This window comes from Pseudomonas sp. FP198, from assembly GCF_030687895.1.
Lineage (GTDB): Bacteria > Pseudomonadota > Gammaproteobacteria > Pseudomonadales > Pseudomonadaceae > Aquipseudomonas.
Map to the genome: position 1 here is coordinate 2,753,974 of NZ_CP117452.1, position 16,025 is coordinate 2,769,998.

Annotated in this window: 14 protein-coding genes; 10 read left to right on the plus strand and 4 right to left on the minus strand. The window is 63.4% G+C overall.

Translation table 11 applies throughout. From position 1 onward, the window contains the following. The first annotated feature begins 72 nt into the window (after positions 1-72). The 4 genes from PSH78_RS12665 (at position 73) to PSH78_RS12680 (ending at position 3,025) form a co-directional block, all read left to right on the plus strand. The gene (locus PSH78_RS12665; RefSeq protein ID WP_305500921.1) at positions 73-855 is read left to right on the plus strand and encodes an ABC transporter substrate-binding protein; all 783 of its coding nucleotides are present in this window, start codon (positions 73-75) and stop codon (positions 853-855) included. Between the two features lie 67 nt (positions 856-922). Then, entirely contained in the window at positions 923-1,348 is a 426-nt protein-coding gene (locus PSH78_RS12670) for a heme-binding protein (RefSeq protein WP_305500923.1), read from the plus strand. Positions 1,349-1,531: 183 nt separating this feature from the next. After that, positions 1,532-2,368, plus strand: a complete 837-nt coding sequence (locus PSH78_RS12675) for an AraC family transcriptional regulator (protein ID WP_305500925.1) — start codon at positions 1,532-1,534, stop codon at positions 2,366-2,368. 54 nt (positions 2,369-2,422) lie between these two features. Beyond that, a complete protein-coding gene (locus PSH78_RS12680; RefSeq protein WP_305500927.1) occupies positions 2,423-3,025 on the plus strand; it encodes a LysE family translocator in 603 nt (200 codons plus the stop codon). A gap of 6 nt (positions 3,026-3,031) precedes the next feature. Here the strand turns inward: PSH78_RS12680 and PSH78_RS12685 are convergent, their stop codons facing one another. Both PSH78_RS12685 and PSH78_RS12690 read right to left on the minus strand, forming a co-directional pair. Beyond that, entirely contained in the window at positions 3,032-3,991 is a 960-nt protein-coding gene (locus PSH78_RS12685; protein ID WP_305500929.1) for a class I SAM-dependent methyltransferase, read from the minus strand. 134 nt (positions 3,992-4,125) lie between these two features. Then, the gene (locus tag PSH78_RS12690) at positions 4,126-4,806 is read right to left on the minus strand and encodes a murein L,D-transpeptidase catalytic domain family protein (protein WP_305501241.1); all 681 of its coding nucleotides are present in this window, start codon (positions 4,804-4,806) and stop codon (positions 4,126-4,128) included. A 176-nt stretch (positions 4,807-4,982) separates the two neighbouring features. On the opposite strand from PSH78_RS12690, the gene PSH78_RS12695 reads away from it, so the two are divergent. Then, positions 4,983-6,545 (plus strand): murein L,D-transpeptidase, encoded by a 1,563-nt coding sequence (locus PSH78_RS12695; protein ID WP_305500931.1) that lies wholly within the window; start codon positions 4,983-4,985, stop codon positions 6,543-6,545. Here the strand turns inward: PSH78_RS12695 and PSH78_RS12700 are convergent, their stop codons facing one another. Further along, the gene (locus PSH78_RS12700) at positions 6,546-7,178 is read right to left on the minus strand and encodes an NAD(P)H-dependent oxidoreductase (protein ID WP_305500932.1); all 633 of its coding nucleotides are present in this window, start codon (positions 7,176-7,178) and stop codon (positions 6,546-6,548) included. An 86-nt stretch (positions 7,179-7,264) separates the two neighbouring features. Between PSH78_RS12700 and PSH78_RS12705 the strand changes: the two genes are divergently transcribed. From PSH78_RS12705 to PSH78_RS12715, 3 genes are all read left to right on the plus strand, one after another. After that, the gene (locus PSH78_RS12705; protein WP_305500934.1) at positions 7,265-7,894 is read left to right on the plus strand and encodes a TetR/AcrR family transcriptional regulator; all 630 of its coding nucleotides are present in this window, start codon (positions 7,265-7,267) and stop codon (positions 7,892-7,894) included. Positions 7,895-8,374: 480 nt separating this feature from the next. Continuing rightward, positions 8,375-9,901, plus strand: coding sequence for an alpha-amylase family glycosyl hydrolase (locus PSH78_RS12710; protein ID WP_305500935.1), 1,527 nt, complete (start codon positions 8,375-8,377; stop codon positions 9,899-9,901). A gap of 23 nt (positions 9,902-9,924) precedes the next feature. Further along, entirely contained in the window at positions 9,925-11,532 is a 1,608-nt protein-coding gene (locus PSH78_RS12715; protein ID WP_305500936.1) for an alpha-amylase family protein, read from the plus strand. Here PSH78_RS12715 and PSH78_RS12720 read toward each other — a convergent pair. Beyond that, entirely contained in the window at positions 11,521-12,504 is a 984-nt protein-coding gene (locus PSH78_RS12720) for an SDR family oxidoreductase (RefSeq protein ID WP_305500938.1), read from the minus strand. The genes PSH78_RS12715 and PSH78_RS12720 overlap by 12 nt on opposite strands. Before the next feature lie 565 nt (positions 12,505-13,069). On the opposite strand from PSH78_RS12720, the gene nirB reads away from it, so the two are divergent. After that, on the plus strand, positions 13,070-15,631 hold the full coding sequence (gene nirB / locus PSH78_RS12725; protein WP_305500939.1) for a nitrite reductase large subunit NirB: 2,562 nt from the start codon (positions 13,070-13,072) through the stop codon (positions 15,629-15,631). Further along, positions 15,631-16,002 (plus strand): nitrite reductase small subunit NirD, encoded by a 372-nt coding sequence (nirD, locus tag PSH78_RS12730; RefSeq protein WP_305500940.1) that lies wholly within the window; start codon positions 15,631-15,633, stop codon positions 16,000-16,002. The genes nirB and nirD overlap by 1 nt, the downstream gene beginning before the upstream one ends. The last annotated feature ends 23 nt before the right edge of the window (positions 16,003-16,025 follow it).

Below are 16,025 nucleotides of genomic sequence, written 5' to 3' on the forward strand. Positions count from 1 at the left end.
ATTGCTGCTGCCATAACGGACGACTTCCCGTGGAGCGTTCGAAATCAATAACATCGCATCCGGAGCTAATGAATGAACGTTAAACGCATTGCACTCAAGCTGGGCTTCGTCTCGCTGCTGGCATTCGGCGCCAATCTGCACGCCGCTGAAACCTCGCTGCGCATCGGCATCGAGGCGGCATACCCACCCTTCGCCTCGAAAACCCCGGACAACGCCATCGTCGGCTTCGACTATGACATCGGCCAGGCGCTTTGCGCCGAGATGAAGGTTCGTTGCGTCTGGCAGGAGCAGGAGTTCGACGGGTTGATCCCGGCGCTGAAAGTGAAAAAAGTCGACGCGGTGATTTCCTCCATGTCGATCACCCCGGAGCGGATGAAGTCGGTGGACTTCACCGACCGTTATTATCGGATTCCGGCGCGGCTGGTGTTTCGCAAGGGCAGTGGCGTCAACGATATCCCCGCGCAGCTCAAAGGCAAGCGAATCGGCGTGCAACGGGCGACCAACTTCGATCGTTACGTCACCGACAAATTTGCCCCGGCCGGGGCCGAGGTGATCCGTTATGGCTCGCAAAACGAAGTCTTCCTCGACCTGCTGGGCGGACGCCTGGACGCGACGATGGCCAGTTCAGTGGCCATCGATGAAAGCCTGCTCAAGCGTCCGGAAGGCAAGGATTTCGAATTTGTTGGCCCAAACTTCGTCGAAGAACAATACTTCGGCACGGGCATTGGAATCGCCGTGCGCAAGAGTGATCCGCTGGCGGGCCGTTTCAACCAGGCGCTGGCGACCCTTCGCGCCAACGGCACCTACGAGCGGATTCGCCAGAAGTACTTCGATTTTGATATCTATGGCGAATGACCGTCGCCGTGTCCATCGCCCGCAGCGTCGGCTGACGGGCCTCACGCTGCACAGCATGGAGTGATTCATGAAAACCAAAGCGGTACTCACCGAACAGGACGTTGCCCAGTTGCTGGTAGCAGCCAAAGAGCTGGCCCACCAGCGTCAATGGGCCGTATCGGTCTGTGTGGTCGACGATGGCGGGCATCCCTTGGGGCTGTTGCGCCTGGACGGGGCCTCGCCATTGTCGACCTACATCGCCACCGAAAAAGCCCGCACCGCCGCCATGGGCCGGCGGGACAGCAAGGTTTTTGAAGACATGATCAATGGTGGCCGCATCGCCTTCCTCAGTGCGCCGCACTTGCAAGGCATGCTCGAGGGCGGCGTGGCGATCCGTCACGACGGTCAGTGCATCGGCGCCATCGGCGTGTCCGGGGTCAAGGCCGAGGAAGATGCGGAACTGGCGCGATTGGCGGTGGAGACGGTGTTGCCAGTGATCACGCCGGATGCCTGAGGGCTGGCGCGAACCCTGTGGGAGCGAGCTTGCTCGCGATGGCGTCGGCACCCTCGACATCAATGCAAGCTGATCCACCGCATCGCGAGCAAGCTCGCTCCCACAAAAAGCTGCACAAATCTTCCAGACCGGTGCATCGGCATTGTTTAATCTTCCTTGGCGGATACATCAACGAGGCAGCCCATGACAGCGCGCAACTGGATCGATCTCAAGCAGGACGCCACGTCCGGCATCGAGACCGTGCGCGCGCATTTCGAGGGGCACGCCTACGATCCGCACTGGCACGATGCCTATCTGGTGGGTGTGACGGAGCAGGGCGTGCAGCAGTTCCATTGCCGTCAGCAGCAGCACAACAGCACGCCGGGCAAGGTGTTCCTGCTTGAACCGGGGGAGTTGCATGACGGTAACGCGCCGCACGAAAACGGGTTTACCTATCGCACCTTGTACCTGGAGCCGCAATGGCTGGAGCGCGAACTGCGCTCGTTGTTCGAGGATGCGCCAGACAACGCGCAACTGGGCTTTGCCGTCACGCTGAACGATGACGCGCGACTGGCAAGGGCTACCGCCGCGGCTTTCCAGAGTCTGCACGAACAGGACATCCTGATCGTCCGCCAGACCGCCCTCGACACGCTGCTGTCGAACCTCACTCAACATTTGCACTGGCGAACACGGATCAATCCCGACCCGCGGCTGCCACTGGTCGCCCAGCAGGCCCGGGATTATTTGCACGGCCACTTGAGCGAGGACATCAGCCTGGACGACCTGGCGCGCGTCACCGGCGTGGATCGTTTTCGCCTGAGTCGTGCGTTCAAGGCGGCCTTCGGCCTGGCGCCCCACGCGTATCTGATCCAGCTGCGCCTGGCCCGGGCGCGGCGTCTGCTGGCCCGTGGCGAAAGCGCCGTGGCGGTGGCCGCCATGCTCGGTTTTGCCGACCAGAGTCACCTCGGCCGTTGGTTCCAGCGCGCCTATCGAATGAGTCCGGCGGATTACCGCAAGCGCTGCTCAATTGTTCCAGACTGAGCCCGGCTGCAACGGGATGATCAAGTCCACGATCATTCATCGAGAAGTTGCGCCATGGATCAGTTGTTGCCGTTTGCCTTGTTTGCGTTTGTCGCCTCCATCACCCCGGGTCCGACCAATATCCTGGTGCTGAGCCATAGCTCGCGCTTCGGCCTGGCGACCACCTGGCCGATCATCCTCGGCGCCTGCGCGGCTGCCGCGTTGCTGGTGTTGTTGGTGGGCACCGGGCTGGGCGACGTGCTGGCGCGACATGCGACGATTCAAACGGCGCTGTCCTGGGCCGGCATCGCCTGGCTGAGCTGGATGGCCTGGCAGATTTTCAGCGCACCGGCCGAGGCCATCGATCCAGACCGCCCGGTCGAAGGCCCACGGCTCGGGCTGGCGGGCGCCGCCGGCTTGCAACTGGTAAACCCGAAGACCTGGATGATGGCCCTGGCGGTGGTCAGCGTATTCGCCGGCGCCGAGGCAGACCGTACGGTGCGGGTGCTCTGGCTGTCCCTGGCGTTCTTTGCCATCTCCATTCCTTGCATGACCGCCTGGGCCTACCTGGGGCGTGGCGCGGCGAAGTTCTGCCGTTCCGCCGTGGCGATGGGGCGCTTCAATCGCGTCATGGCCGTGTTGCTCTTGGTTTCGGCGTGGCTGACGTTGGTGGTGTAGTTGCGGCTATACCTGTGAGCTGGCCGGATCGTCGCGGGTGAACACCAAGGCCTTGAGGCCGCAGGCCGGGTCAGCGTCGGGAAATTCCGGCGGATTTGCCAATCGCTGTTCGAACCGCAGGCCCGGTGCTTCACGCATGACGCCGTCGATGAGGAAATCCGGCCCGGTCGCCGGGTCGTTGCTGCAGGCCAGTACCACGCCATGGGCCGTCAGCAGCTCCGGCAGGCGACGCAGCACACGCTGGTAATCCTTGGTCAAAAGGAAGCTGCCTTTCTGGAACGTCGGCGGGTCGATGATGATCAGGTCGTAGGGGCCGCTGTTGATCACCTTGCCCCACGACTTGAACAGGTCGTGGCCAAGGAAACTCACTTGGCCCAGGTCGTGGCCGTTCAACCGGTGGTTGTCGCGACCACGACTCAAGGCCGCGCGGGACATGTCCAGGTTGACCACGTGTTGCGCGCCGCCGGCGATCGCCGCCAGCGAAAAACCGCAGGTGTAGGCGAACAGGTTCAGCACGCGCTTGCCACGGGCATGGGTGCGCACCCAGTCGCGCCCATAGCGCATATCGAGGAACAGGCCGTTGTTCTGCTTTTTGCCGAGGTCGATCCGGTAGCGCAGGCCGCCTTCGGTCAGGGTCCACTCATCGATCGGCTCGCCCTCCAGCCACTGGGTAAGGCTATCGGGCAGGTATCGATGCTGCAGGGCCAGCGTATGGGCGGCGCTGCGCTGCCAGGCCGGCGAGGCGACAAGGTCGCGTAACATCGCGAGCAGATCGTTCAGTTGCGCCGGCTCGGGTTCCTTGAACAGCGAGACCAATACCACGCCTTGCAACCAATCCACAGTAATCTGTTCCAGCCCCGCCCAGCAGCGTCCGCGCCCGTGGAACAGCCGACGGGTTTCGTCAGGCACCGACTCCAGCGCCGTCGATAAATGGCTCTGCAAGGTTTGGAGGGCTTCAGGGTTCATCAGAAAAACGCCAGCAATTCGAAAGGCCGGCATTTTAACCACGAACCCACCCGACGCAATCGCTGGCCAGGAGATTTGCACGATCCCCGTGGCGAGGGAGCTTGCTCCCGCTCGGGCGCGCAGCGGCCGCTCTACTAGCCGCCGCGGGTCGACAGAATGCTCGCCACCTGTTGCGCCTGGCAATTGAGATAGGCCGAACGCTTGAGCCACGCCGGATCCGGGTACCAGGAAAACATGAACTGCCCGCCCTTGAGCTTGTCGATCACCTGGCGCGCTACTTGCGGGCGCACGGCCGGGCAGCCCTGGCTGCGGCCGATGCGGCCCTGGCGCACGCTCCACAACGGATTCACATAGTCGGCGGCGTGAATCACGATCGCGCGGTCGCGAGCCAGATCATTGAAACCGGGCTCCAGGCCGTCCATGCGCAGCGAATAACCATGGGCGCCCTGATAGCTTTCCTGGGTGCGGAACAGTCCCAGGCTGGATTGATAGCTGCCCAGGCGATTGGAAAATTGCGTGGCGAAGTTTTCCCCGGATTTCTGCCCGTGTGCCACCAGGTCGCGCAACACCAGCTTCTTCTGGCGCAGGTCGAAGATCCACAGGCGCCGTGCCGTGGAGGGCTGCGAATAGTCGATCACCGCCAGGTGACGGGCCGGGCGAGCGCCGTTGGCGACAGCGCATTGCATCGCGCCCAAGGCACTTTTAAGCGCTTGGGGATTGAGTTCCGGCGCCGCGTGGGCGAGGCTGTTGTAAAGCGGCTGGGAACCGGGCTTTTGCGCCAGTGCCGGGCCGGATATGACGCCCAGGCCGGCCATGACCAGGCAGAGTCGGCCCAGCAGGCGCGCGACTGAGGGCGATACGGGCGAAAAAAGCTGACGCTGGCGTTCGTTTGCGGCATCCCGTCCGGTTTTGTTTGTCTGCATGATGGCGGGTCGTACCTGTCGCAAAAAATTCACCGTCAACGAGACGGCCATGGATTGGAGTAAAGCAGTTGTTCAAAAAGCCCGCATGTTACCTGAGCCTTTTATTGCTCGTTGCGCCATTGGTCGCGACAGCCGAGGAGGGCGACCCCGCACACGCGCAATCGACCTTGGCACAACTGTCGGTCAACTGCCCGGAACTGGCCGCGGGCGTCGATTTTTCGACGGTGCTGAGCTTGCAGGTCTTGTACCAGCAAAACGCAGGCCAGGCCATCTGGGCGGACGATGAGCGGTTGCAGGCCTTGCAAGTCCAATTGCAACAACTGGCCGACGATGGCCTGGACCCGAACCGCTACCGCCTGCCCGGCGAAGGCGCCTATGCCAATGCGGCCTGTACCGACATCGCCATCAGCCAGCGCTACCTGCAAGCGCTGCATGAGCTGCGTTTCGGCTACCTGCCGCAGAACCGCCTGGAGCCGATCTGGAAGGCCAATCCCCAGTTGCCGGACCGTCAGGCCATGGTGCTGCACTTCGCCGTCGCCGGCTTGCGCGACCCCGCCGAGGCGTTTGCACAGGCGCGGCCGCCCTTGGATCTGTATCGCAACCTGCGCGAACTCTACGCCCGGCAACGCCAGCTACCATTGGCTGACTGGCAGTCAGTACCGGCCGGCCCATTGTTGCAACCGGACAAACGTGACGCCCGCGTGCCCGCACTGGCCCGGCGCCTGTTCAACGAAGGCTACCTGAGCGTGCCTCCGCTGGAAGCCGATGAACACTACAGCCCGAGCCTTGTGGAGGCGATGAAAAGCTTCCAGCTCCACCATTCACTGCAAGCCGATGGGGTAGTGGGGCCGTGGACGGTTACCGAGCTGAACGTCAGCCCGGCCATGCGCCGCGAGCAATTGCGGATCAACCTGGAGCGCATGCGCTGGCTGGCTCAGGACCTGGAGCCCGACAGCGTGCTGGTCAACGTGGCGGCGGCGCAGCTGACGGTCTACCAGGCTGGCGCCCCGGTATGGCAGACCCGGACCCAGGTTGGTCGCGCCGAACGCCAGACACCGCTGATCAAGTCGCGTATCACCCGCCTGACGCTGAACCCGACGTGGACCATTCCGCCGACGATCATGCGCGAGGACAAACTGCCCGAGATCCGCCGCGACCCGGAGTTCCTCACCCGGCATAACCTCAAGGTGATCGATCGCGATGGCTTGCCCCTGGCGGTGGAAAATATCGACTGGGATCACCCTGGCAATCTGATGCTGCGCCAGGACGCCGGCGCGAAAAACCCCTTGGGTAAACTGGTCGTGCGGTTCCCCAACCCGTTTTCGGTCTACCTGCACGACACGCCCAGCCAGGCACTTTTCAGCAAAGGCCCGCGGGCGTTCAGCTCAGGCTGTGTACGCATCGAGCAAGTCATGCATCTGCGCGACCTGCTGGTGACCCCGGCCGAACGCACGCGCACCGACACCTTGCTGGCAAGCGAGTTGACCCATGAATTCAGGCTGGCCAAGCCGATGCCGATCCTGCTTGGATACTGGACAGTGCAAGCGGACAGCCAGGGGCGGGCGGTGTATATCCCGGATATCTATCAGCGCGACGTGCCCCTGTCTGCCGCTGACCGTCGAGCACTCTGATCATGCACACTCGGCGTCGGTTTCTGCTGGCGCGGTCTGCTCGATGGCCGAGAACACCCGCCGCCCAAGGGCTCGGGCCGTTTGCAGATGTACGTTCGGATCAAGGGTTTCCGAATCCAGCAAGCGTTCGGAGCTCACCACGCGGGCACCGCAGTAGCCGAAGATGCCGTGGTCGATCTGCGTGACCATCGCCTGGTCGTAGCCGTGGCGTTGAAAACTGTCGGCGTCGGCTCCACCGAGGGCGACCAGATGGACCCGCAGATGCTGCAGTTTCTGCACAAAGAACTCGTCGAGCTTGAAGTCGAACGCCCAGCCATTGGAGAACACCCGATCAATCCAGCCCTTGAGCAACGCCGGCATCGACCACCAGTAGATCGGGTAGACCAGCACCAGGGCGTCGGCCCGTTCGATCCTGGCCTGCTCGGCCAGCACGTCGGCAGGCGGCAAGGCCTCACGGTGGTGGACGGCATGGTCGGCGAAGCCGAAGCGTGGATCGAAGCCTTCGGCGGCCAGGTCGGCGATTTCGAACGTATCGTTGGGATTGGCCTGGAGAATTCCATTGCCAATGGCCTGGGCAAGCGCATGGGTCAGGGAGCGGGGGTCATGATGAGCAACCACGATAAGGGCGTGCATGGCGAATCTCCTTCTGGCATCACACAAGGTCAAGCGAGTATGCTTGGTTAAGTTACGGTTAGTAAGTTACGGCTGGTAAAGTTAGCATGTCAAGCACCGATGAAAATGCACCGCCCATTGCCGCGCCTCGTCGCCGACTGTCCCGCGCCGATCGGCAACGGCAGTTGCTGGATGTCGCCTGGCGCCTGGTTCGGGAGGAGGGCAGCGAAGCGTTGACCCTGGCCCGGCTGGCCGACCAGGCAGGCGTCACCAAGCCCATCGTCTACGACCATTTCATTACCCGGTCAGGGCTGCTGGCGGCGCTCTACCAGGATTTCGATGCGCGCCAGACGGCCCTCATGGATGCTGCACTCGACGCCAGCGAGCCCACGTTGCAGAGTCGTTCGTGGGTGATTGCCGAAGCGTTCGTCGAATGCGTCCTGCTTCAGGGCCGGGAGATTCCGGGCGTCGTTGCGGCGCTTTCCAGTTCACCTGAACTGGAAAGCATCAAGAGGGAGTATGAAAGGCTTTTCCTGGATAAATGCCGGGCGGTGCTGGAGCCGTTCGCCGGGAGCCGGGGCCTGACCCAAGCGAGCCTGCGCGCGATGCTCGGGGCCGCGGAGGCGTTGTCCGATGCGGCGGCCAACGGCGAAATCAGCGCGGACGAGGCCAAGCAGGAGCTGTTCGCCAGCATCGTGGCGATGGTCAACCGGGCCGCTGGCATCGCCTCCAACTGATCGGGCGATTCGCGAGCAGGCTCGCTCCCACATGGGGCGGCCCGATCCTGAGGCAGGGACATCGATCTGACTTGATATTTGTCGCGCCGGAGCAGATTTGCGTGGCGAGGGAGCTTGCTCCCGCTGGCCTGCGAAGCGGGCCCCAGCAACCTTTCAGGCAGACTGTATCCGCCGGTTTGCGACTGCTGCGCAGCCGAGCGGGAGCAAGCTCCCTGGCCACGGGTTCTGAATTGGTCAGGCTGACGCTTTCGCGAGCAGGCTCGCTCCCACAATGAACCTTTGTGAACCCTGTCTCATGTGGGAGCGAGCTTGCTCGCGATGACGGCGGCACATTCAACATCTCTCCTGCTGATTCACTCCCCATCAAGAAAAAACGAACCCCAGGCGCCTTTTCCGGTTCTTAATTGATGTCCCTCGACGAAGGGGCATCAGGCGGGGCTGCGGTCTTGCCCACCACACACTGCGATCAGAGGAGGCGACATGCCCAACTCCTTCCCTTCGCCCTGGTGGAAGAACGCCGTGATCTACCAGGTTTACCCTCGCTCCTTTGCCGATGCCAACGGCGATGGCATCGGCGATCTTCCCGGTTTGACAGCGCGCCTGGACCATCTGCAACGCCTTGGCATCGATGCGTTGTGGCTGTCGCCAGTGTTCCGCTCGCCCATGTGCGACGCAGGCTACGACATCTGCGACTACACCGATGTCGATCCGCTGTTCGGCAACCTGGCCGACCTCGATGCGTTGATCGCCAAGGCCCACGAACGGGGCTTGAAGGTCTTGCTCGACTTTGTCCCGAATCACACTTCCGACCAGCACCCCTGGTTCATCGAATCGCGCTCCAGCCGCGACAACCCCAAGCGCGACTGGTACATCTGGCGTGACCAGCCGAACAACTGGCGGGCTTCGATCGACGGCGGCAGCGCCTGGACCTGGGACGAAACCAGCCAGCAGTACTACCTGCACTTCTTCCTGCCCGAGCAACCGGATCTGAACTGGCACAACCCGCAGGTCGTGGCGGCCATGCATCAAGTGCTGCACTTCTGGCTGGAGCGTGGCGTGGACGGGTTTCGCGTCGACGTGGTGCATTGCGTCGGCAAGGACCAGAGCTTTGCCGATGACCCGCGCTGCATGGCCGGTGAAACCATGGTCAAGATCAACGATCAGCCCTACAGCCATGAAGTGCTGCGCGGGCTGCGGCGCCTGGTGGACAGCTACCCCGGCGAGCGGGTGCTGATCGGCGAGGTCAACATCCGTTCCACGGCCCAGGTGGCGGCCTATTATGGCGCCAGTGACGAACTGCACATGTCGTTCAACTTCCCGCCGCTGGATGCACCGTGGGACCCGGTGGTGTTCCGCATGTGCGTACGCGAGGTGGAAAACGACCTCGGCCCGTTGCAGGCCTGGCCGACCTGGGTGCTGTCCAACCATGACAACAGCCGCCACCGCACTCGCTACGGCGGCTCATTGCGCCGGGCACGGGCTGCGGCGGTGATGCTGCTGACGCTGCGCGGCACGCCTTTCATCTATCAGGGCGAGGAGCTGGGCCTGGAGGATACGCAAGTGACCGCCCAGACCCGCGTCGACCCCGGCGGACGGGACGGCAGCCGGGCGCCGATCCCCTGGACGGAACAGGCGCCTCACGGTTGGTCGGGTCAGGCGCCATGGCTGCCTTTCGCTGCGGATGCCGGCCAGTTGTCGGTGGAGACCCAAGAGCGCGACGCCGATTCCGTGCTGGCGCTTTACCGACGGCTGCTGGCGTGTCGGCGCAAGAGCCTGGCGCTGCGCCTGGGCGGCTGGGAGGAACTGCCCTCGCACCCGCAGGTGCTGGCTTATCGTCGCCATTGCGAGGGCGACGAGCGCCTGGTCTGCATCAATTTTGCCGACAGCGAGCACACCTTTCCGCTGGCCGACTCCTGGCGAGTTGAAATCGCCAGCGATGGCGCGGATGAAGGCCAGCCGTTCAGCGGGCGTCTGGCTGCCGAACAGGCCCTGATCCTGTGTCGATAACCTTTGTCGATAAGGAGTGACCGATGAAAGCCAACTGGCATCGAAATACCTTGATCTACCAGATCGACCCCTCGCTGTTCTACGACAGCAACGGCGATGGCCGTGGCGACCTGAAGGGCATCATTCGTCAACTCGATTATCTGCAAGCGCTCGGCGTCGGCGCACTCTGGCTGATGCCGTTGTACCGGTCACCGTTCAAGGACGCCGGTTACGACGTCAGTGATTTCATGGCGCTGGACCCGCGCTTTGGCAGCGAAGAAGACTTGCGCCAGTTGATCGTCCAGGCCGGGGAGCGTGGCATCCGGGTCATCCTCGAACTGGTGGTGCAGCACACCAGCGACCAGCATCCCTGGTTCCTGCGCGCGCGGCGCGACAAGAACAGCGTCTACCGGGACTATTACCTGTGGTCCGACACGCCGGTGGACGACGGCAATCAGCCTATCTTCCCATCGGTGGAAGACAGCATCTGGCACTGGGACGAACAGGCCGGGCAGTACTTTCGACATCTGTTCTATCGCCATGAGCCGGACCTCAATCTGGCGAACCCGCGGGTGGTCGAAGAGATCGAGCGGATCATGGATCACTGGCTCGAACTGGGAATTGCCGGTTTTCGGCTCGATGCCGCCTCGCACCTGGTGGAGCAGGCCGGTCGAGGCGATGAGGAGCAGGGCGTGTGGTTATTGGAACGGCTGTTCAAGCACATGACCCGCATCAACCCGGAAGGCGTGCTGATGGGCGAAGTGGATGTCGAGCCCGAGCGCTACAGCCATTACTTCGGCACCGGCGAACGCCTGGGCCTGGTGCTGGATTTCTGGGTCAATAATCATCTGTTCCTGGCCTTGGCCCGAGGTGAAGCCGAGCCTCTGCAAAGGGCCATTGCCCGCCGCCCGGCACCGCCCGACGGCGCCAACTATGCGGTGTGGCTGCGCAACCATGACGAGCTTGATCTCGAACGCTTGACCGAGCAGGAGCGTGAGGAGGTGATGCAGGCCTTCGCCCCGGACCAGAACATGCGCCTGTATGGCCGCGGTATCCGCCGGCGCCTGGCGCCGATGCTCGACGGTGATGTGCATCGCCAGGCGCTGGCCCAGGCGCTGCTGCTGTCACTGCCCGGGACACCCATCGTGCGCTACGGCGAAGAAATCGGCATGGGCGACGACCTGTCCCGGCCCGAACGCCTGTCGGTGCGCACGCCCATGCAGTGGAGCGATGAAGCCAACGCCGGCTTTTCAACCGCCCAGCGCCTCGCCGCGCCGGTGATCGATGAAGGACCGTTTGCCTACACGCAGTTGAACGTCGAGGGCCAACAGGACGATCCCGATTCGCTGTTGGCGCGGACTCGCCGGCTGCTGCTGGCGCGCAGGCGCTTGAGCGAGGTTGGTGACGGCAGGGCGCAACTGCTGACGGTCGACCACCGTGCAGTCTTCGCCATCGCCCATGAGTGCCAAGCCACCTCGGTGATGCTGGCGAACCTCAGCCCCGAGACAGTCACCGTGCAGTTACGGGAAGTGGATTTGCACGGGTTCGAGGAAGTCCTCTCGGACCGCCCGTATCCAGCCTCGACCGCATCCAGCCTGACATTGCAGGGATACGGTTATCGCTGGTTCCGGCGCACCGGCTCAAAACAGTAGCAGCACCACAGCCAGCAACCCACCGGTGGCCAGCAGCAACGCGGACACCTGGGTCGAGCTGAAAGCCAGCGCCGAATCCTTCGAGCGGCCATTGAACCGCCCGCGGGTACGATGCAAGGGCTCCTGCGGTTCGAACAGATTGTCCGGGCGCTGGCTGTCGTCGTCTTCGTCGGTCATTTGCCCGGCGTAAGCGCTGCGGGCCAACAGACGATCGAGCAGGCCCGGCATCAGGCAAGTGCCGACGATCGCCTTGAGCGAGGCGACGCCCAGCCACAATTCCCTGGGAGTACGTTTCACTACGCTGAAAATCGCCCGGGCGGCAACGTCCGGGTCGTGGATCGGTGGCACTGGTTGCGGGCGCTTGGCGAGCTTGTTGCGGGCCCAATCGAACTGTGGCGTGTTGATCGCCGGCAGTTGCACCATGCAGACCTTGATGTCGCTGTGTTCGTGGAGCAGTTCGCAGCGCAAGGAATCGGTGAAACCACGCACCGCGAACTTGGCCGCGCAATAGGCCGCCTGCAGTGGAATGGCCCGGTAGGCCAACGCCGAGCCGACCTGGATGATCACCCCGCGATTGCGCCGCCCCATCAGGTCCAGGGCCGCGAGCGTGCCATGCACCGTGCCCAGGTACGTGACCTGGGTGACCCGGTGGATTTCTTCGGCGGTCAACTGGCGGATTGGCGACAACACCGTGACCATCGCGCAATTGATCCAGACGTCGACCGGGCCCAGCTCGCGCTCCATCCGTTGCGCCGCCGCGAATACCGCATCGGCGTCCGCGACATCGACGCTGATCGCCAGGCTCGTCGCGCCCAGTTGCTTGAGTTCTTCTTGCGTCGCTGCCAACGCTTGTTCGCCCCGGGCCAACAGCCCGACGCGGTAGCCGGACGCGGCAAACCGCTGGGCGCTCGCGCGGCCGACGCCGGCGGTGGCGCCGCAGATCACAACGACAGGTGGGTTTCGCTCATCCATTGCGTTCATCCGATCAATAGCCTGCGCCTGGGGCGCTTGTGGTTTCGCTGGATGGCCAGGGGCAGGGTCTGGCGTCTGGCCCGGTTTCCATTAATTGTGAAAATCCGCGTCGGCGATGGTTCAGGATTTTTGCCGGTGGGCGTCAAGACCTGCACTTTTATGAAGCCCGTGGCGGGGGATCGCACCATCGCAAGGCAATGAGTGGCGCTGTTGAGGTGGGACGGGGGCCGGTCAGCTTCAAGGGATTGATCTGGCCTCTTCGCGGGCAGGCCCGCTCCCACAGGGGATTCTGGGCGCATGCGAAGGGGTGGAGGGCGGGCAAAAATGAAGTCTGGCACGCTCGCTGCAAGAGGCTTGGCAGGCCCACCGCGAACACAATCGAGTGGGCAGCCCCGTCGGTCAACGAAGATCGAGCGCCAGCAGGCCGGGGATATTACGGTAGGTCAGGGCGCAGTCGCCGGATCGATACCGCACAGAACAGGCAAAGACGCCTGGAACCGCAAGGTTTCAGGCGTCTTTTTTTTGCTTTCAAAAAACCGTGATGGGCTTTTGTCGGGTGCTTTCTATGAATTCCAACGTTGCTTCCCTGAACAAGCTGCAAACGCTGATCGTGATCGGCAATGGCATGGTCGGCCATCACTGCGTCGAGCAACTGATCGAGCGCGGTGCCCTCAATCATTACCGCGTGCATGTGTTCAGCGAAGAGCCGATGCGTGCCTACGACCGTGTGCATTTGTCCGAGTATTTCTCGGGCCGCGATGCCGAGTCGCTGGCCCTGGGCGAAGCCTCGTTGTACCAGACGCCCGGCGTCACGCTGCACCTGGGCGTGCCGGTGCTGGAAATCGATCGCCAGGCGCGCGAGGTTGTCACCGCCACCGAGCGCCTCGGCTACGACAAGCTGGTGCTCGCCACCGGTTCGTACCCCTTCGTGCCGCCGATCCAGGGCGCCGAAGGTGATTCGTGCCTGGTCTACCGCACCCTTGAAGACCTCGACGCCATCCGCGCCGCTGCGAACAATGCCCGGCGTGGCGTGGTCGTCGGTGGCGGCCTGCTGGGCCTGGAAGCGGCCAATGCCCTCAAGACCCTTGGCCTGGAAGCTCACGTGGTGGAATTCGCCCCACGGTTGATGCCGGTGCAACTGGACGAGCAGGGCGGCCTCGCCCTCAAGGCGCGCATCGAAAAACTCGGTGTCGGCGTGCACCTGTCCAAGGGCACCCAGTCCATCAGCGCCGGTGAGCAATACCGTTACCGGATGAACTTCGCCACCGACGACTTCCTGGAAACCGACCTGATCGTGTTTTCCGCCGGTATCCGCGCCCAGGATGCCCTGGCTCGCCAGTGCGACCTGCAGATCGGCCCGCGCGGTGGCGTGGTGATTGACGATCATTGCCAGAGCAGCGACCCGGACATCTATGCCATCGGCGAATGCGCCGCCTGGAATGGCAGCATCTTCGGCCTGGTCGCGCCGGGCTACCAGATGGCCCGCAATGTCGCGGCGCGCCTGTGCGGCGAGGCTGGCGAGGCGTTCACCGGCGCGGACATGTCCACCAAACTCAAGCTGTTGGGCGTGGACGTCGGTTCCATCGGCGACGCCCATGGCAACACGCCGGGTGCGCGCAGCTTCCAGTTCATCGACGAAACCAGCGCCAGCTATCGGCGCCTGGTAGTGGACGCGGACGGCAAGCGTGTGATCGGCGCGGTGCTGGTGGGCGACAACAGCTACTACGACACCCTGCTGCAATACATGCAGAACGGCATCGCCTTGCCCAAGGACGCCGCCAGCCTGATCCTGCCATCGTCCGAAGGCGCTCCGACACTGGGCCCGGCGGCGCTGCCCGAAGCGGCGACCATCTGCTCGTGCCACAACGTCACCAAGGGCTCGATCTGCGCGGCTATCGACGGCGGCTGCAGCGATCTCGGCCAGCTCAAGTGCGACACCAAGGCCGGTACCGGTTGCGGCGGCTGCGCGGCCCTGGTCAAGCAGGTATTCGAACACGAGCTGATCGCCCGTGGTGTCAGCGTCGACAAGAGCCTGTGCGAACACTTCGCCTATACCCGCCAGGAGCTCTACGCACTGGTGCGGGTGGAAGGGATTATCAGTTTCGAAGAGCTGCTGGCCAAACACGGTCGCGGCCATACCGGTTGCGACCTGTGCAAGCCGGCGGTGGGTTCGATCCTGGCGTCGTGCTGGAACCAGCCGATCATGGACCCGCACCTGGTGCCGTTGCAGGACACCAACGACACCTTCATGGCGAACATGCAGAAAAACGGCACCTACTCGGTGGTGCCGCGCATCGCCGGCGGTGAGATCACCGCCGACAAACTGATCGCCATTGGCGTGGTCGCGAAGAAATACGATCTCTACACCAAGATCACCGGCGGCCAGCGCATCGACCTGTTCGGCGCGCAGTTGCACCAGTTGCCGGACATCTGGGCCGAGCTGATCGAAGCCGGTTTCGAGACCGGCCATGCCTACGGCAAATCGACGCGTACGGTGAAATCCTGCGTCGGCAGCACCTGGTGCCGCTACGGCGTGCAGGACAGCGTGCAGATGGCCCTGACCATCGAGGACCGCTACAAGGGCCTGCGCTCGCCGCACAAGCTCAAGTTCGCGGTGTCCGGTTGCACCCGCGAATGCGCCGAGGCGCAGAGCAAGGACGTTGGCGTGATCGCTACCGAGAAGGGCTGGAACCTCTACGTGGCCGGCAACGGCGGCATGCGTCCACGCCACGCCGAGCTGTTCGCCACCGACCTGGATGACGCCACGCTGATCCACTACATCGACCGGTTCCTGATGTTCTACATCCGCACCGCCGACAAGTTGCAACGCACCTCGGTCTGGCGCGAGAGCCTGGAAGGCGGCCTGGACTACCTCAAGGACGTGATCATCCACGACAGCCTGGGCCTGGGCGCCGAGCTCGAAGCGCAGATGCAACTGGTGGTCGACCGCTACGAGTGCGAATGGGCCAACGCCTTGAAGGACCCGGAAAAACTCAAGCGCTTCCGCACCTTCGTCAACGACAAGCGCGACGATCCGGACGTCCATTTTGTCCGCGAACGCGGCCAGCGCCGGCCGGTGCATGCCGGCGAACTTCACCTGATTCCCGTCACCGAGGAGGTGCTCTGATGAGCCAGTCAAACGTCGTTCGTATCGCTCAAGAACCCGTCCAATGGCGCACCCTGTGCAGCCGCGAGGACCTGGTGCCCAATTCCGGCGTGGTTGCCTGGCATGACGGCCGCCAGGTGGCGCTGCTTTACCTGCCGGAGCATACGGACAAACCGCTGTACGCCGTCGACAACCGCGACCCCAAGTCCGGCGCGAACGTCATCGGCCGTGGTCTGCTGGGCAGCATCAAGGGCGAACTGGTGATCGCCTCGCCGATGTACAAGCAGCACTTCCGCCTGGAAGACGGCCATTGCCTGGAATACCCCGAACAGCGCCTGCGAGTCTGGCCGGTGCGGTTGAACGGGGATGTGGTGGAGATTGGCGAGGACTGACCGCCGCAATTGTGGTCTTTCGG